Annotated in this window: 16 protein-coding genes; 10 read left to right on the forward strand and 6 right to left on the reverse strand. The window is 53.6% G+C overall.

What is annotated here, in order from left to right:
• Positions 1–150: 150 nt before the first annotated feature.
• Complete coding sequence (locus tag Pr1d_RS23240; RefSeq protein ID WP_168205446.1) at positions 151–2,727, forward strand: glycoside hydrolase family 9 protein; 2,577 nt, start codon at positions 151–153, stop codon at positions 2,725–2,727.
• A 188-nt stretch (positions 2,728–2,915) separates the two neighbouring features.
• Here Pr1d_RS23240 and Pr1d_RS23245 read toward each other — a convergent pair whose 3' ends face one another.
• Positions 2,916–3,659, reverse strand: a complete 744-nt coding sequence (locus Pr1d_RS23245; protein ID WP_148075766.1) for a hypothetical protein — start codon at positions 3,657–3,659, stop codon at positions 2,916–2,918.
• 171 nt (positions 3,660–3,830) lie between these two features.
• On the opposite strand from Pr1d_RS23245, the gene Pr1d_RS23250 reads away from it, so the two are divergent.
• The 6 genes from Pr1d_RS23250 (at position 3,831) to Pr1d_RS23275 (ending at position 11,758) form a co-directional block, all read left to right on the forward strand.
• Positions 3,831–5,819 (forward strand): ABC transporter ATP-binding protein, encoded by a 1,989-nt coding sequence (locus tag Pr1d_RS23250; RefSeq protein WP_148075767.1) that lies wholly within the window; start codon positions 3,831–3,833, stop codon positions 5,817–5,819.
• Positions 5,820–6,517: 698 nt separating this feature from the next.
• The gene (locus tag Pr1d_RS23255) at positions 6,518–7,729 is read left to right on the forward strand and encodes a PEP-CTERM sorting domain-containing protein (RefSeq protein ID WP_148075768.1); all 1,212 of its coding nucleotides are present in this window, start codon (positions 6,518–6,520) and stop codon (positions 7,727–7,729) included.
• 319 nt (positions 7,730–8,048) lie between these two features.
• Positions 8,049–9,116 (forward strand): DUF1559 domain-containing protein, encoded by a 1,068-nt coding sequence (locus Pr1d_RS23260; protein WP_148076503.1) that lies wholly within the window; start codon positions 8,049–8,051, stop codon positions 9,114–9,116.
• Between the two features lie 31 nt (positions 9,117–9,147).
• Complete coding sequence (locus tag Pr1d_RS23265) at positions 9,148–9,543, forward strand: hypothetical protein (RefSeq protein WP_168205447.1); 396 nt, start codon at positions 9,148–9,150, stop codon at positions 9,541–9,543.
• Between the two features lie 36 nt (positions 9,544–9,579).
• Positions 9,580–10,692: a DUF1559 domain-containing protein gene (locus tag Pr1d_RS23270; protein WP_148075770.1), complete on the forward strand. Its 1,113-nt coding sequence runs from the start codon at positions 9,580–9,582 to the stop codon at positions 10,690–10,692.
• A 205-nt stretch (positions 10,693–10,897) separates the two neighbouring features.
• A complete protein-coding gene (locus tag Pr1d_RS23275) occupies positions 10,898–11,758 on the forward strand; it encodes a PEP-CTERM sorting domain-containing protein (RefSeq protein ID WP_148075771.1) in 861 nt (286 codons plus the stop codon).
• Between the two features lie 360 nt (positions 11,759–12,118).
• Here the strand turns inward: Pr1d_RS23275 and tnpA are convergent, their stop codons facing one another.
• Positions 12,119–12,571, reverse strand: coding sequence for an IS200/IS605 family transposase (tnpA, locus tag Pr1d_RS23280; protein WP_148075772.1), 453 nt, complete (start codon positions 12,569–12,571; stop codon positions 12,119–12,121).
• 158 nt (positions 12,572–12,729) lie between these two features.
• Here tnpA and Pr1d_RS23285 point away from each other — a divergent pair, with 158 nt between their 5' ends.
• Positions 12,730–12,930: a hypothetical protein gene (locus tag Pr1d_RS23285; protein ID WP_148075773.1), complete on the forward strand. Its 201-nt coding sequence runs from the start codon at positions 12,730–12,732 to the stop codon at positions 12,928–12,930.
• Between the two features lie 143 nt (positions 12,931–13,073).
• Here Pr1d_RS23285 and Pr1d_RS23290 read toward each other — a convergent pair whose 3' ends face one another.
• The 4 genes from Pr1d_RS23290 to Pr1d_RS23305 all read right to left on the reverse strand — a co-directional run bounded on the left by Pr1d_RS23290 (position 13,074) and on the right by Pr1d_RS23305 (position 19,644).
• Complete coding sequence (locus tag Pr1d_RS23290) at positions 13,074–14,864, reverse strand: family 10 glycosylhydrolase (protein WP_148076504.1); 1,791 nt, start codon at positions 14,862–14,864, stop codon at positions 13,074–13,076.
• Between the two features lie 60 nt (positions 14,865–14,924).
• On the reverse strand, positions 14,925–17,042 hold the full coding sequence (locus tag Pr1d_RS23295) for a GH25 family lysozyme (RefSeq protein ID WP_210417811.1): 2,118 nt from the start codon (positions 17,040–17,042) through the stop codon (positions 14,925–14,927).
• A gap of 339 nt (positions 17,043–17,381) precedes the next feature.
• The gene (locus tag Pr1d_RS23300; RefSeq protein ID WP_148075775.1) at positions 17,382–17,876 is read right to left on the reverse strand and encodes a VOC family protein; all 495 of its coding nucleotides are present in this window, start codon (positions 17,874–17,876) and stop codon (positions 17,382–17,384) included.
• A gap of 160 nt (positions 17,877–18,036) precedes the next feature.
• Positions 18,037–19,644, reverse strand: coding sequence for an efflux transporter outer membrane subunit (locus Pr1d_RS23305; RefSeq protein WP_148075776.1), 1,608 nt, complete (start codon positions 19,642–19,644; stop codon positions 18,037–18,039).
• A gap of 452 nt (positions 19,645–20,096) precedes the next feature.
• Between Pr1d_RS23305 and Pr1d_RS23310 the strand changes: the two genes are divergently transcribed.
• Together Pr1d_RS23310 and Pr1d_RS23315 are read left to right on the forward strand one after the other, a co-directional pair.
• Positions 20,097–21,341 (forward strand): efflux RND transporter periplasmic adaptor subunit, encoded by a 1,245-nt coding sequence (locus Pr1d_RS23310; RefSeq protein WP_238476577.1) that lies wholly within the window; start codon positions 20,097–20,099, stop codon positions 21,339–21,341.
• Between the two features lie 9 nt (positions 21,342–21,350).
• Positions 21,351–24,521 (forward strand): efflux RND transporter permease subunit, encoded by a 3,171-nt coding sequence (locus Pr1d_RS23315; protein WP_148075777.1) that lies wholly within the window; start codon positions 21,351–21,353, stop codon positions 24,519–24,521.
• Positions 24,522–24,617 lie beyond the last annotated feature (96 nt).

A 24,617-nucleotide genomic window follows, 5' to 3' on the forward strand; every position in this document is an offset into this window, starting at 1 on the left:
GCGGGCTCTTAGCCGCAACCCGAAGGGAAGCGCACGCGAGAGTGCATCCCGATCAGCCCTTAGCTTTGAGTACTGTGCAAGTGAATCATACACGCATAGACTCTAATCTATATCAGAATAAACAATTTATTGCCTGGAAAAACCAATGAGATGAAACCCCACTCCACATTCCAATACCTCGTGTCGATCTCCCTCATGGGTCTGCTCTCACTTGCAGGCAACATCGGATCTCTCTCTGCTGAAGACTCCGTGCATCTAAGGGTCAACCAAATAGGCCATCATCCGGAGGATGCCAAAGTCGCGATTGCTTTCTCCCACATTCCCATCGAGGGAAAGTTTTCTCTCCTTGAGGTACCTTCAGGCAAGGTCGCCTTCACCGAAACCTTCGCTCCCACACCCGCACCAGGTTGGGGAACTTTTGCCCATCACTATCAACTCGATTTCAGTAAGTTTTCTGCACCGGGTCGCTATCGGCTGAAGATTGACAACTCGGGCGAAGTATCGCGCCCATTTACCATCGGCGAAGAGGCCTATGGAGATCACGTCGAGTCCCTACTGAGGTTTATGCGGCAACAGCGCTGTGGCTACAACCCAGTGCTGGATGTGGTCTGCCACCAGCGAGATGGCAGAACCGCTTTCGGTCCACTCCCTACAGGAACGTTTGTCGACACCAGCGGAGGATGGCACGACGCGGGTGACCAACTCAAATATCTACTTACGGGCAGCAATGCCACTGCTCGAATGCTGCTGGCCTATCGTCTTGAACCTACCAAATTCGACGACCGCACAGATCGATCGGGGCATCCTCTACCCAACCGTATACCAGACGTACTTGATGAAGCCCGCTGGGGATTGGATTGGCTATTCAAACTGCATCCAAGCCCCGACGAACTCTACCATCAAGTCGCCGACGACCGAGACCACAACGGATGGAAAATGCCTGATCAGGATTCGTCAGATTACGGTTGGGGTCCGAATAGTTACCGCGTTGTCTACGGCGCAGATGGCAAGCCTCAAGGTTTGCGCGAATTCAAAAGCGAATCAACGGGTTTGGCAAATATCGCGGGACGTTGTGCAGTTGCCATGGCAATGGCTCACCAGATCTGGAAAGAGGACTTGCATGACTCAGTATTCGCTGACCGCTGCCTCCAAGCTGCACGAGAATTCTATGCAATGGGAAAGGCAAAAGAGGGAGTCCAACAAGGCAATTCCTATGGTGCCCCTTATCGCTACAGCGAGACGACTTGGGCAGATGACATGGAATGGGCCGCCACCGAACTCTTTACCGCCACAGGTGATGAGTCATTTCTAGACGAAGCGATCTACTATGCCCACTTGGCCGCCGACACCACTTGGATGCCGCACGAAACTGCAGGCCATTATCAATACTATCCCTTCCTGAACGTTGGCCACTTTGCGTTGTACCCCCATGTCGACATCGAGCAGCAGACTAAGTTAGCTGAGTATTATCGCTCAGGCATCGAAGCTACGCTTGCCCGAGCCAATAATAATGCGTTCGGCGTGGGAGTACCTTTTATTTGGTGTTCCAACAATCTGACCTCGGCGCTCATCACTCAGATCTTGCTCTACGAGCGGATGACCGGCGACCTGCAATACCACAGCCACATGCTGACCCACCGAGACTGGCTCTTTGGTCGCAACCCGTGGGGCACTACCATGTTTACCGGGATTCCACACGATGGCGAGTTTCCCGATGACGTGCACACGGCGATCTGGAAATTGACTCGCCGGGCCGTGCCAGGCGGCCTAATCGATGGCCCCGTTTACGCCAAAGTCTACGAGAGCCTCTTGGGTTTGCACCTGGAAAACGAGGATGAATTCGCCGAATTTCAGAACTCGCATGTCGTTTATCATGATGACATTGGCGACTACTCTACCAACGAACCCACAATGGATGGGACTGCGGATGCCATCTTCATGATGGCACATTTCGGTGTCGCTCCAGACACAGCACGGCAGGCTGCCGCGAGTCGAGTACCAAGCCCTGCAGCCGATCTTCAACTCGATGCGGGCGCGATCCGAAGAGGTTCTACTAAGGAAAAGAAGTTGGCTCTCTTATTTACGGCCGACAAACATGTCGAAGGAGCAGAATCGGTTATCAATACTTTAGCCGAATACAACCTCCCAGCCACGTTTTTTCTAACCGGCAAAGCTCTCGATGCACCGTCGATGCGCGATTGGACACGGCGTGCCCTGGAAGATGGCCACTATGTCGGACCCCATTCCGACGGGCATCTGCTCTACGCCCCGTGGAAGGATCGCCAGAAATCTCTCGTTTCTAAAGAACGATTTCAGGCTGACTTGTATCGAAACTTGGCCGAAATTGGCGAACTGGGGGCTGACCAGAGTGAGCCAATCTACTTTGTGCCCCCTTTCGAGTGGCACAACTCGCAGCACTCAACTTGGGCCAAAGAATTGGGATGCCAGATGATCAACTTTACCCTTGGTAGTGGTTCGCATCGCGACTTTGCCCCCGAAGACCACCAGGCCTACCGCACTTCAGACCAACTCCTGCAAGAGATTCTCGCTTACGAAAACACCGAAGCAACCGGTCTCAATGGCCACCTGCTATTGCTCCACCTGGGAACGACTCGCAAAGACAAGATGTACGACAAGCTAGATGAATTGATAGAAGGGCTCCAACAACGGGGCTACGAATTCGTCCGCATCGACAAACTGCTCAGCCCGACGCTGCTAGAAGAATAGTAGTTTCAGTAGTTCCAAATAGGCGGTAATTGACTCACTGGAGCTGAGTCCTTCAACACACACCTTGAGGTCCATGCCCGCAAACCTCCATTCATGAAAAAAGCCAGTCGCCTTGGTTGTGCATCCCTGCACAGGCGACTGGCTAAGAGTGCGTGTTTCCCTCCACGCTCTGTTCGATCAACGATATCTCAATAGGGCCCAATCGAGGGCGGGTTGTTTTGCAGGAAATCGCGTGGACCGCGAACCGTATAGTACGGATAGGCAGTCTGTCCCACGGGAGGTCCAGGGTTGAAGTTGGGCTGCTCGGGATAGCCTCCGGCATGAGGGCAGAATCCACTGGCGATGGCGCCCACAATTCCGCAGCCGCCACAGGCTCCGCATCCTCGTCCACCACAGGCACCACACATGCGACCACCGGCCCCACCGTTGCACATGCCGCCATTGCACATACCTCCGTTGCCGATGCCACACCGACCACCTCCTAGCTGACAGCCGCCACCATTGCAGCAACCGTTGCCGTAGGGATCACAGCCGCTGCATGAAGGCTCACAACAGGTATCGCAACCGCATGCTGGATCGCAACAGACGTCGCAACCACACGCGGGATCACAGCAAACGTCGCTGCATCCGCAACCAGCATCACAGCACCCGTCATATGAGCATTGCTGAGCACCATAGAGATTGCTGCGGACTTGAGGCCGTGGAGCATTTTGCGAAGTCGAGACGTTGCATGGTTGACCACAACAACCTCCCCCGAGCATACGATTTCCGGCACAACCGGTGGTTGCCAAAGTGAGCATGGCAACGCAGACCAAGATATTTTTCATCAGAATCCCCCCTGATTTCAAGATCGAAGATGCTCGAATTTCGATTAATTGCGGGCGAATCCAATCCTTCGCACCGCTGCGGGTGGCGCGCTTCGGGCGTGCCATGCAGAGCAATCTCGTAAAATTGATATCGGCGGTAGAATCGGCAGAATCCAACAATTCGGATTAGTTGCCTGAAGCGGGGGTGCTAGCACGGAGCGATATTGGTCACCACTGGCGAATCTGGTAAAAATTGCCTGCCGCGCCTCGCGGCTCCCCTGCAATCAAGGATGATTCATGAACAACTTTGCGCGCGTGGCCCGAATTGCCCTGCGATACCGATTGACGGTGCTTGCATCGGTCGTTTGCTCAGTGGGCATCGCATTCTTGTGGGCCGCCAATTTCTCGGCGTTCATGCCGGTGGTCGATGGCGTCATGCACGGCAAAGCCGTTCCTGGCATGATCGAAGATTGGATCGAGAAAACCCATTCACAGCTGGCAACACTCGACACGGAAATCGCAGCTTGCCGGGAACATCTGGCGGCGGCAGATTCGCCGGCTACCCGCGCCCAGCTAGCAACCTTGCTCAGTGACCAAGCCAATAGCCAAAAGTGGTTAGCCACTTGTGAATGGGCACTACCAATCGCTCGGAAGTGGCTTCCCAGCACCCCCTTTGGGACGCTCATGGCGATCTGCCTGTTGATCGTTGCCAGCACGCTCATCAAGGGCTGGCTGCGGATCATCAATAGCCTGTTGGTTGCCAAGCTAAGTCACCTCACTTTGCTGGAATTGCGCAGGCAGTTTTATCGGCGGACCTTGCGGCTTGACCTGGGTACATTGCGCCAAACTTCCAATGGCGATTTGATGACCCGCTTCACGACCGACATGGAATGGGTTTGCCTGGGAACGCAAGCATTGTATGGCATGGCGATTCGTGAACCGCTGAAGATGATCGCCTGTCTGATCGGCGCGGCGATGATTAGCTGGCAGTTGTTGTTGATTACCGCGGTCTGTGCTCCCCCTTCGATTTTCGCCATTCGCTGGCTGGCCAAGTCGTTAAAACGAGCGAATCGTCGCGCTATGAAGGAACTCTCGAGCGTTTACGAACACTTGGAGGAAACCTTCGATGGCATCAAAGTGATCAAGGCCTTTACGATGGAATCGCACGAGCGGAGCCGCTTCCATCGGATCTCCCGGCAATACTATCGCCGGTCGATGAGGATCGCATTCTACGATGCCCTGGTGAGCCCCACTACGGAGCTGATTGGCCTGGTGATAATCGTGGGCGTGGTCGCGGCGGGAGGCTATATGGTGCTCAATCAAGAGACCCATCTGTTTGGAATCCGCATTAGCTCGCATCCCCTCTCGAATGGAACGCTGACCATGTTCTATGCCATGCTGGCGGGGATCATTGATCCTGCCAGGCGGCTCTCCGGCATCTTCAACTACCTCCAGCGAGGCTCTGCAGCTAGCGATCGCATCTTTGAATTCATGGACCGAGAAACCAAACTCCAGATCACTTCGAATCCGAAAACCCTTCCCGCTCGCTTGGGTCCGATTCAGTTCAACGAAGTTGCTTTTTCCTATCAGCCCAGCGAACTAGTACTCGACAACGTCAGCCTGGAAGTGAAACCCGGGGAAACAATCGCCATTGTCGGACCCAACGGCTGTGGGAAATCAACGCTTATGAACCTCCTGCCACGGTTCTATGATCCGACGTCGGGTAGTGTGACCATAGGTGGCATCAATCTGCGTGACATGCGAGTGGCCGACCTGCGAGAGCGGATCGGCATCGTCACCCAGGAGACCCTGCTGTTCGACGATACCGTGGCGAACAACATTCGCTACGGTTCGCCGGGTGCAACCGAGAACCAAGTGATCGCGGCGGCTGAACAAGCCCATGCCCATCGATTTATTACCAATATCCTCGCGGAAGGCTACCAAACGCTCTGCGGCCCGAGTGGCAATCGGCTGTCCGGTGGACAGCGACAGCGACTGGCGTTAGCCCGAGCCATTCTGAGGGATCCGGAGATCCTCATTCTCGACGAGGCTACCAGTCAAATCGACGTCGAGAGCGAACAGTTGATTCATGAAGTTTTGGAGCGGTTCGTGCAAGGTCGCACTGCGTTCATGATCACTCATCGGCCCAACACGCTCACCCTGGCCGACCGAATCGTGGTCATGGACAGCGGGAAGATTGTTGATGTTGGAAAATTCGACGAACTGGCCCAGCGCTGCGACCTCTTCCGCCGCCTGGCCCATCTCAACGTGCGGGCAACTGCTTGAGGCTCTGCACAGGATGGCGCAGAACTGCTGTCCGATCAGTGCAACTCACTCGACAATCCTCGATAGTTTTTGATCCCGAGCGATTCAATATTGCACGTCATAGCGGGGGCCCCTATTGACGGTGCACAATTCACATGAATTTGCTCGTCCCATGCTCGGCAAAGCACTGGAAAACAAGCGCCAAGCCGCAAGCGGTAGGCGCACAATGGGAAGAGTTTACTCTTCTAGATGCCAGAGAGCTTCGCGGGCAATTCAAATTGTCAAGGAACTTGCCTAGTGAGTGGCAAGCTCCATTATCTGGAATTGCGTGGGGGCGTTCACCTAGAATTTTGGGGCCAAGAATCGGTTCGAGTGGAGCATTGCGAGCGGAAAGTCACGGGCTAGAGAATCGTTGGATTGAACGCGCTCTGCTTCGCTGGCGCTGTGCAGCGCGGCTTACGAAGACTGGTTGGTGGTGGACAGAATGACCGGGTAGGCGTAGCATTCTCCGGGAGGATTCGCCGGGCATTGCGCATCTGAGAGAAATAATTACGCAGAATGGATAATGGTTTTTTGTTCTCCTACGTTATGATGGGATAAGGAAGGCCGAACCTCTTTTCGTACTTGGATAGCCACCAACGCCCCATGGAGCTAGGTGCCCTTCGATTTATTAACGTTCAAGAACGGTATGATCACCCTTTGATGCTGAGGACTCTCTTATGTTTCGACGAATCGCTTTGAGCGCGGTACTGTGTGCCACCACGACGACCGTGGCACTTGCGGACACGGACATCATCGTAGACGATTTCGAGTCTTACACGACCTCCGCTGATGTTTTGGCAGCATGGCCCGTCCAAGTAGCGGCCACCGAACCACCGAGAGCGGACAATGGCACGGTGTTGGTGCCAGGAGATACTGCCCCATTTTATGGCGGCACCAATTTGACGAACTTTGCTCAGTTCTGTGGCTCGGTGGGAAGTGCTGCTGGTATCGCTAATTGTGATCTTGCTGGCTCTTCCGGAGTCTACGGTGGTGGACCTGAAACTGGTGCGTTTAACTCTGGTACTGTGAATGAAAGAACTTTCCCCACGATTGCTCCTTCAGCAACACAGAATGTCGAGCTATCTTACGATCTTGGCGATGATGCACTCTCTGCCAATATGAGAATGACAATTGGACTTCGTGGTGTCTCGGGTGCAACAACTGAGAACATCATTGAGATGGGTTTATATAATGATGTCGCCGCCAATGGTTTTGTTTATCGAGCAGTACTATTTCCTGGACCAGCTGGCTCAAATCCGAACTGGGTCAGCTTTGCAGACACCACTAATATCGATGTGCCTTTGCTGGATACACTCAATTCCCAATCTGAAGTAGGCGCAGGATTCCACACTTACAAGGCCGTGATCAGTGTCGATCAGATTGTTTTTTCACTCGATCTCTACGGTGATGGCCTGACCAATACGAGCAACACACCTGGCGTTGGTACTCCTGGCGTGGACGCAATGGACACTGTGGCTGTCACGACTTCTGCATTAGGATTTACCAATCTTCGTTTTGGGCTTCCCTCGAATCTAAAGTCCTCGGGTGGTGACAACATCGACGCTGCTTTCGCTGGATTTGACAACATCTCTCTCCGCTTAGTCGACATTGTAGCTCCCACGGGGGACGCAGACTTCGATGGCGATGGGAATGTGGACGGCAAAGACTTCCTCACCTGGCAACGTAACTCTGGCCTGATAGGTGGCGCGACCCTGGCGGATGGCGATGCCAACAATGACCAGAATGTCGATGGAATCGACCTAGGCATCTGGCAGGGTCAATATGGAAACACGTCGCCGCTAGTATCAGCGACTGCCGTGCCGGAACCCGCCTCAGCAGTGCTAATGCTCCTGACGATGGCAGGTTTGTTGGGCAGAAACCGCCGCTAAGACGAATGACGTTTATCCATTAATAACCCGCGTCATGGTGCTGGGGCAGCCCATGACGCGGTTTTCGTCTGGATACAAGTCAAGCACAGCACCTGAGGTTGGGAATATCCCGTCGAAGTGTCCAGTCCCACGCACTGGAGAGCGCCCTATCGCATGAATATCGCTTAGCTCATGCGCAACGGCAAGAAATTATTGCGCTTTATCAACTTCTGATTTTCTCCGGCAAGGAGTAAAATGTGAGAAGTTCCAGCAAGGTTTTCAACGTGAAAGCACGATATGGAACTCGTTGGGCCTATTACCTCAAACTGAGGATTTGATTATGTCTTTTGGCACCTCTTCAGAAAAAGTTTGCTTTCGAGCAAGACGCGGCTTTACCCTGGTAGAACTCCTGGTGGTGATTGCAATCATCGGAGTCCTAGTGGCACTGCTGTTGCCAGCGATTCAAGCGGCGCGCGAATCTGCCCGGCGGATGACATGCACAAATCATCTCAAGCAAATGGGTCTGGCCAATCTGAATTACGAGTCAAGCAACAAGAAGCTTCCCCCAGGATCGACTGCGGGAACCAGCAATAAGAATGGCTTTTCTTGGCACGTAGAGATTCTTCCCTTTGCCGAGTTTAGTTCGCTGAACAACCAGATTCAGCAGCAGATTGAAGCCAAGACGGTTACCAGAACCACGCGTGCCGGGACTATTGAGGATCTACCGGAGCCGTATCAGTTGGAAGATGTCGACGAAATAAAAATCGATGTCTATCGTTGCCCCAGCGATTCCCTCCGTTATGACGACTTGGCAAGAATTACTTGGGGACGCTACTTGGAAAGCACTAACTATTATGGAGTAGCTGGTTCGGCTTATTCTCGCTCCGTTCAAAACCCACAATTGGGAGGGATCGATCCCCTCGATTTCAGAACCGGTAGCCTTGAAGGGTCAACCAATTTCGATGGCCCCTTGTTCTACGACAGCGAAGTCAAGTTCAGTGAAATCACGGACGGCACAAGCAATACATTCATGATTGGGGAACGTTGGTATCAAGTTCGCTCATGGCTGATTGGTGGACGTGAAGCTAGCTCAGGGAATCCGAGCAACAATGTTGCACCCAGTCATTTGATGTACTCTGTGAAGAACATCGATAGCCGCTATTTACCTAACTCCGAATTTGGACCTGGCTATTATGTACTCCACGACAACTATAGCGAAGAGAAAATCCCCCCCGGTGGCCAGGCGGTTGTGGGGCTTAACGACTTATACTGGGGTAGCTTCCATAGCGGAGGAGTCAACTTCGCATACGTCGATGGCAGTGTGCATTTCATCTCCGACGATATTGACCCACTCACCTGGCTTGCCATGGGCTCACGCAACGGAGGTGAAGTTGTCGGTCAACCCTAATGGCAGAGAACCTCACTTGCGGTCTGCCAGAATGCTGAGGCACCATCTCTTTCTAGGCTTAACTGTGTTACTATTGGCGGTTGGGTGCGCTGAGGCGGATCCAACTCGGCAAGTGGAGGGCAAAGTAACCTACCAGGGAAAGCTACTAGAACACGGCCTGCTCAGCTTCTTTCCTGATGGCGCCCGACCGGTCAACGCATCCATTTCGACTTCCGGTACATACCAAGTTCAGCTTTTGCCGGGTGATTATCAGGTGATTGTAAATGCCCCCCCCAAGCTGCCTGATGACTTCAAAGAGGGGGACCCACTACCACCGCCTGATCCCAATGCTTTGCCTGTGAAGTACAGTCGTCAGCAGAGTTCCGGGCTCACTGCTACCGTTCAAATGCAAGAAGGACCGCAGACATTAGATTTCGAACTCAAATAGCCGATACGTCGGCACAATCTTCGGGAGGATTCAGCCGTGCATCCAGACCGCTCTTCTCAAAAAATGGCTTCTGGCCGTAAGGCTGGTTTCACCCTCGTGGAACTCTTGGTGGTGATCGCGATCATTGGAGTCTTGGTCGCGTTACTTCTGCCGGCAATACAATCCGCACGTGAATCTGCCCGACGCTCAACTTGTACGAACAATCTCAAGAATATTGGATTGTCGTGCCTGAACTACGAGTCTTCCCAAGGTGCTTTGCCTCCCTCCTCATTGAATTCCAAACAGCAACAAGCCAGCGGCCTCGGCTGGCCGGTTCTAATCCTACCCTACGTGGAACAAGCCGCTGTGAGCCAGAACGCCATTGCCAGGTATACCGATCCTAGCGACGACAAATCGGATAACGCCTACGATAGGCACTTCGATGACTTGAATGAGTTACTTCTGCCAATGTATTTGTGTCCCAGCGATCCTGAATTAAGGGAACAAGAGGAAAAATTTTATGATACATCGACAGGTGCTGGAAGATTTCGCAAGGCAATGAGTTATGCCGGAGTGGCCGGTTCCTACTTCAGTAGAACAGGAAACTGCCCGAGCGATCGTGATGGACAAGATTTTTGCATTAGTGGCAGCGTATCGGGTTTATTCGGTCCGAACAATTTCGACGGCCTTTTGATCCAAGGATGGCCTGTTGAATTGCGAGAAGTCACAGACGGGTTGAGCAACACCTTGCTGATGGGAGAGCGGACCTACCAGATTCGGGCTTGGATGATTGGGGCCTACTGGACTGGTTCTGCGATTCCTTACGAACCCCCCGTCCGTGGCGGATCCAGGAAGACCCGGCCGGAGGGTCCCCAAGCCCAGACCGCCCATTTTGCGAGTAAGAATATCACGGCGAGCTTCGCTCTGAACCACGATCCGTACAATGGTTGTTATCAAGCCCACAACAACGACTTGGGAGACCGTCCAAAAGTGCCTGACAGTACTCCGCGAGTTATCTCGGTGAACGACCTCCCCTTCGGAAGTCGCCATCCGGGAGGAGTTAACTTTGCACGAGGGGATGCTAGTGTAAGCTTCCAACAGGAATCCATGGATCCGATGGTCCTCTTGGCATTGGGTTCACGCAACGGCGGCGAAGTGGTCAGCGAATGAATGGATCGGGAGCGAGTCCCAGGTTAAAGCTCGCGCTACATCTTTTCAGGACTCCTCACCGACGCGGCCCCCAAGAGGAGCCTCAGATGGTCGATTTTGAGCTGAAACAACGACCTTCCCTCTGGTTTTATGCGCAAATGCGATAGAGTATTGCGCAGAAAACCTTGTTGTTTTGGGTGATTTTGATTACTCTGAGGATAGAATTTTGGCCGGGATCCGTTCCCCCGGCATGGTTTACGTAACCACTTTTCATGGTCCTAGTTTTCTGTTTTTTTTCGTCGCCGAGATCGACGAGGGGAGTAGTGTAATGAAGAAAACGAAGTTGTTTATCTTTCTCGTGGCCTGCAGCCTGATGTGTGCCAACTCAGTGGAAGCTGCGGGCTTCAAGATCTCGCTTGGTATTCGCGAGACTGGCAGCACAATGCCGATCTTTGGCAACGGTGGCTCCAGTGGTGGCATCGAATGGGTCGACAAAGATGCTCAGACTCTTACAGCGGACGGTACTTGGCAGCTATTTACTTTCACACCGAATGCTGCTGGAGCTTTGTCGGCTTTCGCCGGTGGTACCGCCGATAGTTTACTTTCCACCGATACGGGTACGATCGAGCACATTCGCTTGCTGAACGACGAAGGCATCACGGCACCCTTTCGCGTTTGGATAGATGATGTGACTAATACGGTGGCCAGCGGCCCTGTGGTGGAGAATTTCGACTCAGCCGCACTTGCAAGTGAAGTGATGTTTAACGAGCCTGATTTCTCTGGTTCAACCGCCGGAAATCTAGTGGCTGGTGGCACGACTGCTGTTACCGATGCAATGGCTTTTTCTGGTTCACAGTCTTTGGAAGTAGCCACGCAATTTAATTCCAACAATCCAGCAGGCTGGTTGCGTCTCACTACTTTCAATGCGGCAAATCTGCCTAATCCCACGGTGATCTTTCGGGAACCTGGTGCTCCGAATCCTACGATCAGCTTTTATGCCAAAGCAACCGTCATCCCCGAACCCGCCAGCGTATTGCTGATGGGTATTTCAGTGATTGGCCTTGGTTTCGTGCGAAATCGTAGCTAACGTTTGTTTGAACTTTCTTTGATTACAGCAACCGCTCCGAGCCAACAGGTTCGGAGCGGTTTTTTTGCTCACAATTTTTGGGCCGGCATCGATACAAGCGCGCTCTTTCAGAGCTAGGATCATGATGCGCGCCTGGCACCCCAGGGCGGCGTTCCCATCTCGCTGTCGCTCGGGGGGAACTTGCCCTGGGCTATCACAGCGCGCTCCTACGGAGCTAGGATCGGGGGTGATCGGAGTCCCAGGGGCGGCTCTTGCCGTCGGAACTCTTCAGGCCGGTACGGCCGCGCTGCGATAGCCCAGGACAAAGTCCTGGGTCCAAGAGACCATAGACACAGTAGCCCTGAAAGGGCGCGCTGAACTTCAATCCCAAACATACCGTTCATCGATTGGCACTAAATATTTTTCGCAAATACATCGAAACTCCTCTTGAAACGTCTGGCGACGATGATGTTCGCGCTGGTTGTTCACATAATTGCGCAAGTCTGGGAGTTGTGATTGGCCGATAGAGAACGCTCCGTAGCCATTCTGCCAACTGAACTCGCGATATTGGGCTCCTTTTGCTTTGATCCATTTAGAAGAGTCTTGTTTCAGCTCTTGGATTAGGTCGCTAACGGAAATTGTCCGTGCAAGCGAACATGCAATGTGAATATGGTCGTCGAAGCAGCCGATGGCATGAGAAGGGCACTTCAAGGTCTGGCATGTAGTTGCGAGATAAGGTGCGAGTTCGGATTCGATTTCTGTATTGATCCAGGGTTTGCGATGCTTTGTGCTAAAGACAAGGTGCAAGAGGATGTTTGAGAGGGACTGGGCCATATGGGTTCCCCTGGAGTTTAGATGAGTTCAGGCGTCGCGCCGACAATTTTGAAAAGACGCATGACCGATGGCAAACATTGTAACATCGAGCTTGCGGAATGCCGAATCGTTGGCACTCTTTAACCAAGCGCGCCCTTTCAGGGCTAAGATCGTGGTACATGCGTCTGGCAACCCAGGGCGGCGTTCCCATCTCGCTGTTGCTCGGGGGGAACTTGCCCTGGGCTACCACAGCGCGCTCCTACGGAGCTAAGATCGAGGGGATCGGTGTCCCGGGGGCAGCATCTCCGCATCGTGCCTTCGGCACTCTTCAGGCCGGAACGACCGCGCTGAGCTATCACAGCGCGCTCCTGCGGAGCTAGGATCGGGGGTGATCGGTGCCCCAGGGGCGACATCCCCGCATGGTGCCTTCGGCACTCTTCAGGTCGGAACGACCGCGCTGTGAAAGCCCAGGGCGCAGCCCTGGGGCCAAAGGCAACACATCCATTAGCCCTGAAAGGGCGCGCTAAACCCGTCGCACGACACCAACAAGCGCCAATGCAAACCCGATCAAACATACCGTACCTGGCTCGGGCACGGCCAGATTGCTGATCAGTCCATCGGGGTTGTGGGTGACCGAGTCGAGATAAATCGTGGCATCGCCATCGCCCTGAAAGAGAATAGAGTCGATAGTCACGTTGGGGCCGTCAATGTCACCATCACCCCCCGCCCAACCATCCCATTGGCGTTCGTCTTCGAGATTCCATTGATAGAGATGCCACTGGTCGTCGGCCCTGATCTCCTGCAAGAAACCGAGTTCCCCCGTACCGGGATCGTCGATCGAGATTTGCACCGTCATGCCGGGATCTGTCGTCTTGAGCCAGAACCCGACATAACCTGTTGCTGGTAGGGAAACATTGCTGCCGGCGTCTGCGGCTGTACCGATGCCTGAATTGTGGCGTAGCTGCCACGTTCCTGCCCCGCTGTCGACTAGGCTCAATTCCTGCGATCCAGTGCCGGCTTGCGACACCGTGGTTACTTGCTCAATGGTTGTCGCGGGGGAGAGCCCAAAAGTCTGTGAAGTTGGCGAATGGTTATACGGCCAAGAAAAATGACCTTCGTCGACTTCGAAGTCGTCAATCAGATTCCCCTGTGTAGCATTGGCGATCTGCTCAAAATAGTCGAGCACCGCCGCTCTGCGCTGCGTAGAAAGTCCTTCATTGAACATGGCTGTGTAGCCGTAGAAGCTGATTCCATCCGTGCCGGCAAGGTGGGCACGGTCGAGTTGGCTCTTGGTCAATTCGACTCCTCCTCCACTGGAGCTATGCAAGTAGACGCCCAGGGTGGGTGCAACACGGCTATTCGTGGGGACTTGCAAAGTGTTGAGTAGATTAGGATTGAATAGGGCGCCGTCATTTGAGTCACTAAGATAGATCATGGGCATTGCTACGTCGAGCAAGTCCTGTTCTAGCCAGGTTCGGTAGTCTTGCATGTAGTCGTTTGAGCCCACGTCGGGATCACGCCACACCGAGGCGGTCAATTCAACGTTGCGTCCCGTAGTTACTTCCGAAGCATCTACGGTCTGTTTGACTGAAGCGACGAGATCCGTAATACGATTCTTGACGAAGCTGCGATAGGCCGCAGCATTGCCCACATTCGAGCCATCCAAGCCTGTCTCATCAAAGAATAATTGGTGTGACAAGGCATCATGGGGCAGTCTCGAAAAGCTAGGCCCTGGGATGTAGCGAATATAGTCGAGGTGGATCCCGTCCACGGCGTAATTCGTGGAGATGTCATTGACCACGTTGTTAATGTGGGTATGCACCTCAGGCAGCACGGGATTCACACTGGAATAGTTACTCCAGCCCTCCTGCGGTTCGACATTGCCATTGATATCGGTGAGACGAAAACTAGGGTTGGTGTTGTGGAATACATGCGCTATCGGAGATGTAGGAGGATCGATTGCCGTGGTGTTCCACATGGGGGTGGCATTGAGCCAAGCGTGGAGTTTGATGCCTCTTGAGTGAGCGGCGTCGATAGCCGTTTGCAACGGATCAAACAAAGACGATAACCCATTTGCGCGCGGTTCAAAATTGCTGTCATAGAACGCATCGGCGCGGCCCCGCACCTGGAACATCACGTCCGTGATTCCCAAGTCTGCCGCATTTTGAAATATGGAATTAATGCTGGCGGAGCTGTAGCTGTATTCAAAACGGTTGACGAACAAAGCCCGGTAATCGCCAAACTCGGCAACGGCCTGACGCGTAGTGACAACAAGGCTCATCGAGAATACTAGAAAAGCAACACAACGAATCATATTCTGCCTCGTAAGTTGAAGAGTGCGACTTGATTGGTCCCATGACGATAAACATGCTACTCAGATGCAAGCCAAAGTGCCGGTTCCCCTCGCCATCACAACAGTTATCAAAGCAACTAGGAGTAAGGTGATGGATCCTGGCTCCGGGACTGCCGTGGCAGTGGTTAGTGGATTGGATCCCGTGTAGTTGCGTTGCCAGACGAGAAAGTCCTGGCCATCGCTGTCGCCATCTTGGTCTGCGTCGGCTCCCGCTCCGTTTCCGTAGGCAGTCTGCCAAGTCGTAAGATCATCGCCATCAACGTCATTGTCGCCATCGAAGTCGCCAGGAATGTTGGTACTCGTCACTTGCAGCATTCCGGCACCGGTGATGGAGGGGGTGGTGAATTGGGCTCCTGAGCCGACGGCTCCCCAGATGCCAACGGCCAGCGAAGAACCGTCGATCGAGAATTTGCCGATCACATCCGGGGTTCCAGAGAAATCGAGATCAAGAATTCCACCCGTTGCGAGGGAGACATCGGAATCGTCGGGAAGCATCGCTTGGCTTAGGCTCAACACGCCGTCTTCGACCACAGCATCGCCGGTAAAACTATTATTGCCATAGAGGGCGAGCGTTCCAGGGCCTGATTTTGTCAGCGAACCATTGATTACCGGAACATCAATTGCCAAGTCGATGCTGGCAGCTCCATCCGCGATATTGAAGACTCGATTCGCTCCCCCGAGGTCGACGTGGCCCGAGTTGCCGGTTCCTGTGCCATTGGCAATGGTGGCAGTGCCGCTGCCAAGGAGTGTGAAATTGAGATCCCCTGCCATCAGGATTTTCGCCGATTCGGAGCTATGCGGCATAAGATTGATCGTGTCGAACGTAAGTGTGGCCCCATCAATGGTGAGGCTTTGAAATGCGTCGACCTGGAGCGTGTGGACACGGAGTCTGGCGGAACCAGTCAGTGATACCGGGGCAGAAAACTGGGCAGAGATTGGAGTGGAATCAGATGTCGGAACATAGATGACATTCAGAACACCTCCTGTCACACTCAGTTGTTCCCGAACATACAGCTTGCGAATGTTTTGAATTCCAGCACTCAAAGTGACATTGATGTTGGCACCGGGACGATCGAGGACAACCGTGTCGTCGACCCCTGGTAAACGGACTGCGGGAAGCGTCAAGGGCCCAACCCGGGAGACTTGCCCTGGACCCTGTTCCGGAGCGACAGGAGTCTGGCCACTATTCCAGTTGGCGAGCGTTGTCCATTGGCCATCGGAGTCGTTTGTCCAGAGGGCGGGGACGAGCTGGTCTTTCAGAAATTCGGTCCCCCCCTGAGCCACATTGAAGTCAAGATTGCTCCCACCATTGTTGAAGCTGTTGAGCCGACCGGTGCTGGCATACTGCCAGAATTTCCAAGGTTGCGGATCGCCAAAGTTATCCCAAGGACCGTAGAGCCAAGACAGAGAATCATTAGGGTTGGCGGTCTGTACCGGGATAGAATTCGGACTGCCCTGATTTGGCCACCGGGCAATCCAGAGGTCGGGATAAGCATTCACAATCGAGGACTGCACTTGGCTAGCATAATTTCCATTGGTATAGATGGCGGGACGGATACCCATCACATCGTAAATGCGATCGGAGAAATCGATTGAAAACTGGGTGAGTTCCGCATCGGACCGTTGCGTTTCTCCAGACTCCAGGTCAAAGACGGGCAACAAATAGCCTGGCCGCATCCAGGCACCTGCCATCTGGAGGAAATGATTGGCCTCGTCGGTGCCCGTGTTGGCTATTCCGCCAGCGTACGGCGTGCTTGCCACGATATCCAACCGCCCAAAATGATAGGCACCTGCAAGCAAACCTGCATTCGTGGCGCGCGTGATGTTCTGTACAAAGTAGGGATCGTCGTAACGCTGGGAAAGTGTGTTCTGGCCGGGAGGATTTGTGTTGCTGGGATTACTCTGGTTGTAGAATCCCGTGGTCCCTCCCCGACTGGAACGCAGGAAGACGAACTCTCGGTTCTCCACGTTCAAGAAGTTGCTCCAAGTCGTCGAAGAAATGTTCCCCTGCCAGGCAGAAATATCCAGGCCCAGCGAGCGCTGCTGTGCGCTCACCAGTGAGCTCGATAGCGATAGCTGGACCAATACGATTGCTAAGCAAGCAGTGTCGATGAAGTTGTAAATACGAAGGCGAATCAACTGAAACACTTAAACCAAGCCTCACGAAGGTTTCTATGAAGAATTCCTGTTTGCAATGAATCCTGCAAACGGAATGGAGTGTTCAACTCCGGAGATTTATTCCTGTGTTTATTATAGATGAGGTTTGCTTTTGGACCACTTCGACGAAGTGAAATGCGGGGTGTTTCTGTGGGTTTTTCGCAAAATCGAGGTGCCTGTGCGCAAAACGAATTGAATTGCGCAGATGAAGTTCTGGAAGAGGGTGAACCGCTTCGCCTGGAGCAGCTCAAGATTTGATTCATCAGGCAATGAAGTCCCTGAAGTACCGCAAAAGGATTGTTCCGTAGCGGGTGCACTGAGTCAGTTCTCGCGCGCCGCGAGCTGGACAGTGATTCCGTCGGGGTCGGGGAAATAGACGCGGTTGCCTCCGCGGCGGAGGGCAAGGCGGGCGGCTATGAGCTTTTCGACGACCTCTTCGGCATCGTAATCGTCGATCCCATAACAATAATGATTCATGCCTGGTTGCTCCGACTGAAAGAGTGCCAGAATGAAATCGCTGTCAGCGGGAGCCATGAAGCAATTGTTTTCACCTTGCCTGCGTGCTTCGAGGCCCAGATGCTGGGCATAGAAATCGCGAGACCGAGGTACGTCAGTCACGTTGAGCGCAATATGGTCCAGGCCTTTGGCTTGGATGGTTGCTGATTCGGTCTCGGCGCTTGAAGCGGTCTGCGCAGCCGCGTTATCTACCACCGCCATGGCAGCCCCTAGTCCGATCAACTGGGCCGCGAGTTCACGACGCGAGAGTTGGCCTTTTTCGAAATCGTCGACGAGTTTCATCGATAGTTGTGGCAGCATGACAGGTCCTCCAAGAGTTGGTGCATAGTGGATGAGAGAGACCTATTATAAGGCTTCTCGCACTTTTTGCACTGTAGGGAGAAGACGCTCGCAGGAAAGGCTCGGCCATGTGTTGTATGGCGGCTATTGGGAATTGTGTGAGAATAAATTTCGACTTTGCTCACTGCTGAGGCGCGAGTGCTTGGGGAAGTTCTGGTAGGTCGTCGGGGGGTGGCAGCAATTCCAGTAGAGGTTCGGGTTCAACCATGTCGTCTGGCTCGATGTCTGGTTGGAACTCGAGAATTGCCTCGCCCAGGAAGGGTGAAGGCCAACCGCCGCCGAGGGCACGGTAGATGGCGATCATGCTTTGGGCGACATCGCCCTTGGCCACGGCAGCAGCGCTTTCCTGCTGCGTTTTGAAATTCTGAACATTAAAAACTCGGTTGAAGTCTGCCTCGCCTTCATCAAGCTGAAGGGTGATCAAGTCGTTCGTCTTGTCGGCGGCCTCGGCGGCTTCGAGTTGCCACTTGAGCTGCTCTTGTGATTTGAGAAAATCGATGATGGCGTTTTCAGCTTCGAGATTTGCCACCAGCACCGATTGCCTATAGCGGGAGAGCAACTGGCGGAAGCGGGCCTCTTGGACGCGGACGTTTCCTAAGATGCGACCATAGTTGAGGACGTTCCAGCGGAAGGAAGGTCCAACGGAGCCGAACGACGAACCGTTTTCAAACAGTTCATTGAATTGGTTTGCGGTTACGCCCACGTTGCCAGTGATATTGATGTGGGGATAGAGGTCCGACTCGGCGATGCCAATGAGCGCACTTTGGGCCGCTAACTCTCGTTCGGCACGGCGGACGTCTGGCCTGCGGATCAATAACTCGGCGGGAATGCCGAGTGCAATGTCTTTTTCTACTTCGGGTATCTTCCCTTCACCAAGCCGTTCTGCGATATCTTCTGGTGGCATGCCTAGCAAGACACAAAGCTGGTTCTGGGCCTGCCGAATGGCGACTTCTAGCTGGGGCACGAAACCTTCGGTTTGGGCCAAGCTTGACTTGACCTGCTGCACGTCGATCTCACTGGTCGCACCTTCTCGGAAACGGGTCTCGGTGAGTTCGTAGGTATCGCGCTGGATTTCGACGTTTCGTTTCGTAAGTTCCAAACGGGCTTGCAGGGTGCGAATTTCAACATAGGTAGCAGCGACGTCGGCGACCAATGTTACGACGACGTCGCCATAATCAAAGACGCTCGCTTCGAGATTCGCGTCAGCCGCTTCGACAGCGCGACGGAATCGGCCCCAGAAATCAATTTCCCAGGCCAGATTGAATTGTCCATTCCAAACACTGAAGTGGCGGTCGAAGCCGGTGCCGTTTGACAGATTGTGAGAATAGCGCCCCGAAACGTCCTGTTGTTGTGGAAAGACGGTCCCGATGGCAATGGCTCGCAGGGCACGTGCCTCCATGATCCGTGCTCCCGCTTCCCTGAGAGTCAGATTTTGCCGATAGGCTTCAGCCACCAATTGATTCAAGACGGGATCGTTAAACGTGGCCCACCACGCCGCGTGATCTACAGGATCATGTAAGACGCGTTTGTCGTCGGCGTCGATCCAATCTCGGGAAATATTCGCGTTCGGGGTGCAATATTCTGGTCCCACCTTGAAGCCGTTGGCAATCCAGTCTCGGGTGCTGGTGCAGCCAGCGAGCAACAACACTATACACGCAACCGACCAATTGATGCCGGGACGTCCAGGGGAGTTGCTTTTTGACGTTAAATTGACTTTGTCGTTTTGCATTTGCTCATGCGCGCCGACGCACGCTGCCCTTTAAAATCAGAATACTCCGCATCACCAGATTCTTCGTTAGTTTCTGCATTGCCGGAACAGATTGATTGACGGGGGCGGAAAAGCTTAACGCCGAAGGGAAATCGGCAGTCTAAATGCCGACATAATTGTTAAAGTCACCCAGATTCGCCAGTAAGATAGCATCGTATTGGCATGCCGAGCGTAGGGCGGGCACTCGGGCAAACGGCCAGGAGGTGGCCGTTCTATGGGAAAAATGGTCCATGTCACCCGCGTTGAGTAACGATTTACCGGTCAATTTGCCACCTTTGTCTCACAAATAGTCTCCGACATGGGCAGCGGAGTAGAGCAAAAGTGGCTATAATCGAAGGTCCGCGGTCTTTTGACCGCGGCTGGCTTACCTGAGCATCCCCTCCTGGCTCGATCGATTCATTCATAATTTTCTTATGGCGACATCCAGCGGAACAATGCGGCAATCTGGCGGTCTGCTCGTGCGCGCGGTATTGCCTTGCACAATTCTTCTTGCTGGCTGGATTGGATACTCGAAACTCGCTGAGCAAGTCGAAGAAAAACCAACCCCAGCAGCAGAGGAGCGAACTCTCCGTACCAAAGTAGAGAAACTCGAGGTGATCGACTATCCGGTCGTCATCAAGACCCACGGCGTCGTGCAGGCGCACAATCGGGTCACCTTAGCTGCAGAAATCGCTGGTGCAGTGACGAAGGTGAGCCCGTCGTTCGAGGCGGGAGCTTATTTCTCCAAAGGAGAAGTCCTGCTTGAAATTGACGAACAAAACTACAAGACCGCGCTTGCTATTGCCGAGTCGCGTCTGTTGGCTGCCAAGTCGGCGTTGAAGTTAGCCAACTTGAATGAAGAGCGCAAACTTCGACTCATCAAATCGAATGCCGTCTCTCAAGCGGAAGTTGAGGTCGCGTCGGCTACGCGAGAACAAGCCGAGGCAGATGCCGATCTGGCTGCAACAGAAGTTGAACGAGCGAAGCTCGATCTCAAGCGAACCAAGGTGTTGGCACCGTTTGACGGTCGTGTGCAAACGAAGTCCATCGGTTTGGGACAAATGACGAGCCCCAACTCACCTTTGGGTGAAATCTTTGCGGTAGACTTTGCCGAAGTTCGGCTGCCTATTTCTGCTCGGCAGCGAGAGTATCTTGAACTACCCGAGTTTGCCGACGATGCGCCAGTCGAAGTGGTGTTGCAGGATGCCATTAACGAAGATTCAGACGCTTCCTGGCGAGCAAGGATCGTCCGCACTGAGGGAGTTCTCGACGAAAACTCGCGTGAGCTGTTTGCTATTGCTCGTATCGATGATCCCTTCGGAAGGAATTCAGACAATCCGCCATTGCGTATTGGGCAACCCGTTGTCGCTTCGATCGAAGGTGTCGTCTTGAGAGACGTGATTGCCTTGCCGCGGGCGGCGGTTCGCCAGTTGGACAAGATCGTCCTGGTGGATAGCTCCGAGAAAACACTGTTACCGCTCTCCATCGATTCGATTTGGTCGGATGCAGAACATGTGATCGTCTCTAGTTCTGAGATACCCACAGGAAAATGGTTGGCAACGACTGCCATGGTCTTCACACCCGAGGGTGCGAAGGTCGACATCATTCCGGACGCCTCTCCGCCCGAGTCGCTTGCCAAATGTACTTCGGCGAACGATTCGGAAAGCGCCGCTAATTAGTGTTGCATCATGATTCGCTGGTTCACAATCAATGGCATTGCTGCGAATTTCTTAATGCTCGCGATACTCATCGCTGGCATTTATACGGCCATGTTTCGCATTCCGCTGGAAGTTTCGCCTGAGCGCAGCTTCGAGATGATCATGGTCGAAATGACCTATCGCGGGGCCACTGCCAAAGATGTCGAGCAAGCGATATTGATCCCCATCGAAGAGGCACTTGAAGGGGTTCAGGGAATCGAAACACTCAACAGCCAAGCGGGGCGTGGTGAAGCACGGTTTTTCCTAGAGGCGGAGCCAGGAACCGACTTGCGTGTCTTGATGGACGACGTGACAGCTCGGATCGATACCATCACCACATTCCCTGACGAGACTGAGCGACCTCGCATATCGATCCCCGACTCTTCGAACTGGTGGGAAGTATTGAGTATCGCTGTAACGGGCCAACTTAGTCCCCATGAGTTGCGTGAAGTCGCGCGGCGGGTTCAGGAAGATGTCTTGGCGCTACCCGGGGTCAGTCGTGCCCAAGTCCAAGGAGATCGTCGCTACGAAATCTCCGTCGAGGTAGATTCCAGTCAATTGCTTTCCTATGGATTGAGTTTTCAAGACCTAGCCGATGCCATCCGTCAGTTTTCGATTGATCTCCCCGCCGGCGCAATCGACAGTGCAAGTGGAACTTTTATTATTCGCACGCGAGGCCAGGCGTATTCCGAACGAGAATTCAAGGAAGTTCCGATTCGCGCTGCCAACGGAGCGGACGTGCTGCTGGGCGAGATCGCTACGATAACTGACGGATTTGAAGAAGGGGAAAAAACCGTTGAATTCAACGGGAAGCCCGCATTGTTTGTCGAGGTGATGCGTACTGGGAAAGAAAGTGCGATTGATATCTCCAACAAAGTACGCGAGTATGTCCGCACGTCTCGCACGAGATTTCCCGAAGGGATCGATTTGTTTGTGTGGGACGACGAGTCGATAGCGATCCGAGGCCGGTTGAGTACATTGGTCCAATCGCTGCTTCAGGGAAGTGTGCTTGTGATGCTGCTCTTGGGACTCTTCCTGCGTCCGGCGTTGGCTTTCTGGATCGTTGTGGGCATCCCGGTTGGTTTCGCCGGAGGAGTGATGCTGATGCCATGGTTTGGCATCACGGCAAACGTGATGAGCCTGTTTGGATTCATCATCGTGGTGGGCATTGTGGTTGACGATGCAATTGTTACTGGAGAGAACGTCTTCCTGAAATTAAAAAACGGTGTCCCGCCGCTTGAAGCGGCCATCGAAGGTACCCATGAAGTCGCCACGCCTGTGACGTTTGGTGCCCTGACGACGATGGTGGCATTTCTTCCCCTGATGTTTTTTGAGGGGACCTGGGGGGATTTTGCTCGGCAGGTACCACCGATCGTCGCGCCGGTGCTGTTTTTCTCACTGATCGAATCGAAGTTGATCTTGCCTGCACATTTGAAGCATTTGCGAGCCGTGCCACGACAGAATGTTTTCACTCGCTTCCAAACCTCCATCGCCAATGGTCTGGAATACTTTATTGAACGATTCTATCAGCCGACGCTTGAATTTGCCGTCCGGCATCGCGCTTCAGTAATGGCAGGTTTCATCGCAGCCGGCTTGTTGATGGCGGGCTATTGTGTGAGCGGACGGATGAAATTCATCGCTTTTCCATCGGTGGATCGGCAGCGGATCACTGCTCAACTCGACATGCCGGACGATACCCCGCTGGCAGTTACTGCTAGGTATATGGATAAGATCGAAAAAGCAGTGCTTCAACTTCAGGTCGAATATACTGACCCAGGTAGTGGAGAATCACTGGTGGAAGACATCTCCATGATCGTTGGTGCAGAAAGAATCCATCGAGATTTCGACAAATCGCGTGGCGCGATTGCGTTTGAGGTGATGGCACCTTCGGTTCGAAGTGAGCCTGGGCCAAAGAACAGCGAATTGGTCACCCGGCTGACAGAACTTGTTGGTCCAATTACGGAGGCGTCGGAATTCCGGGTTCGTGCCGATTCTGGGATGGGCAATGATCGCGGATTTGACAACGAAAACCTTAATATTGAGCTGCGCGGCCCCATGTCTGAGGAGAAGGCGGATGTTGCTCGGGGGATCCGAGACATACTCGATGAATATGAGGGATTCAGCTCCACCTGGGCGAACGTCAATTATGGGCAGGATGAGTTAGAACTCACGATGAAGCCCTTGGCTGCTGAGTTGGGCCTGACGCAGCAACTCTTGGCGCAACAGATACGACAAGCCTTCTTTGGAGAAGAAGCACAGCGCGTGCAGCGTGGCGTCGATGACATTCGCGTGATGGTCCGCTTGCCGCGCGAGCAACGTGAGTCGCTCGATACACTTGATCGCATGAGGATTCGCACACCTCGTGGCGCCAATGTGCCGCTCTCCACTGTGGCTGATATCGCTTTTACCAAAGCTCCCTCCTGGGTTCAGCGCAAGGATGGTGCGGAGATACTTCGCTGTGGAGCCCAGCCGATCGACGACACAGTCGACGTGTTAGGGATCGCCAAGGAGATCACTCCTCAGATCGAGGCATTGTGCCGTCCGCACAATCTCTCGTTCCAATTTGTGGGCTATGTGGCTGAGGCGGAGGACACTCGGAAGCAAACCATTCTCGGCTCGCTGCTACTTGCCTTTACCCTTTACGGCCTACTGGCCATCGCGCTGAAGTCACTGGGACAACCGTTTTTTGTCATGCTGGCTGTTCCATTTGCAATTATTGGTGCGCTGCTGGGACACCTAATTTTGGGCATTACTCCCTCCTATTTGTCGATCTTCGGTATGCTGGCCCTGGCTGGTGTCTCAGTGAACGATACCTTGGTGATGGTCGACTATGTGAATCAGCGCCGCGGTAAAGGCTCCACACTCTTCGAAGCGGCGCTAGAGGCGGGGGCACGGCGATTTCGTCCGATCATGCTCACTTCGATAACAACCTTTGTGGGGCTGATGCCACTGCTGATGGACAAATCGCTGCAAGCCCAATTCTTGATTCCTATGGCAGTGTCCCTGGCGTTCGGCGTCATGTTTGCCACGACTGTGACGTTGTTTCTCATTCCCTGCGCTCTGCTCATTGCAGATGACTGGAGGCTTGTGTTGGTTGAGTTTAAAGACTGGTACCTCCGACCGCTGCGAAAGAACTCGAGTCAGCCTGCTACTGATGGGTAGCGGTGACTGAAAAGTCCAGCCGTGCGTTGCACGGCGGCTATTCAGAAAGTGACTTGAGAGACGTGCATTAGTCAAGCAACTGCAAATTGCGTATTA

The sequence above is a fragment of the Bythopirellula goksoeyrii genome (assembly GCF_008065115.1).
Lineage (GTDB): Bacteria > Planctomycetota > Planctomycetia > Pirellulales > Lacipirellulaceae > Bythopirellula > Bythopirellula goksoeyrii.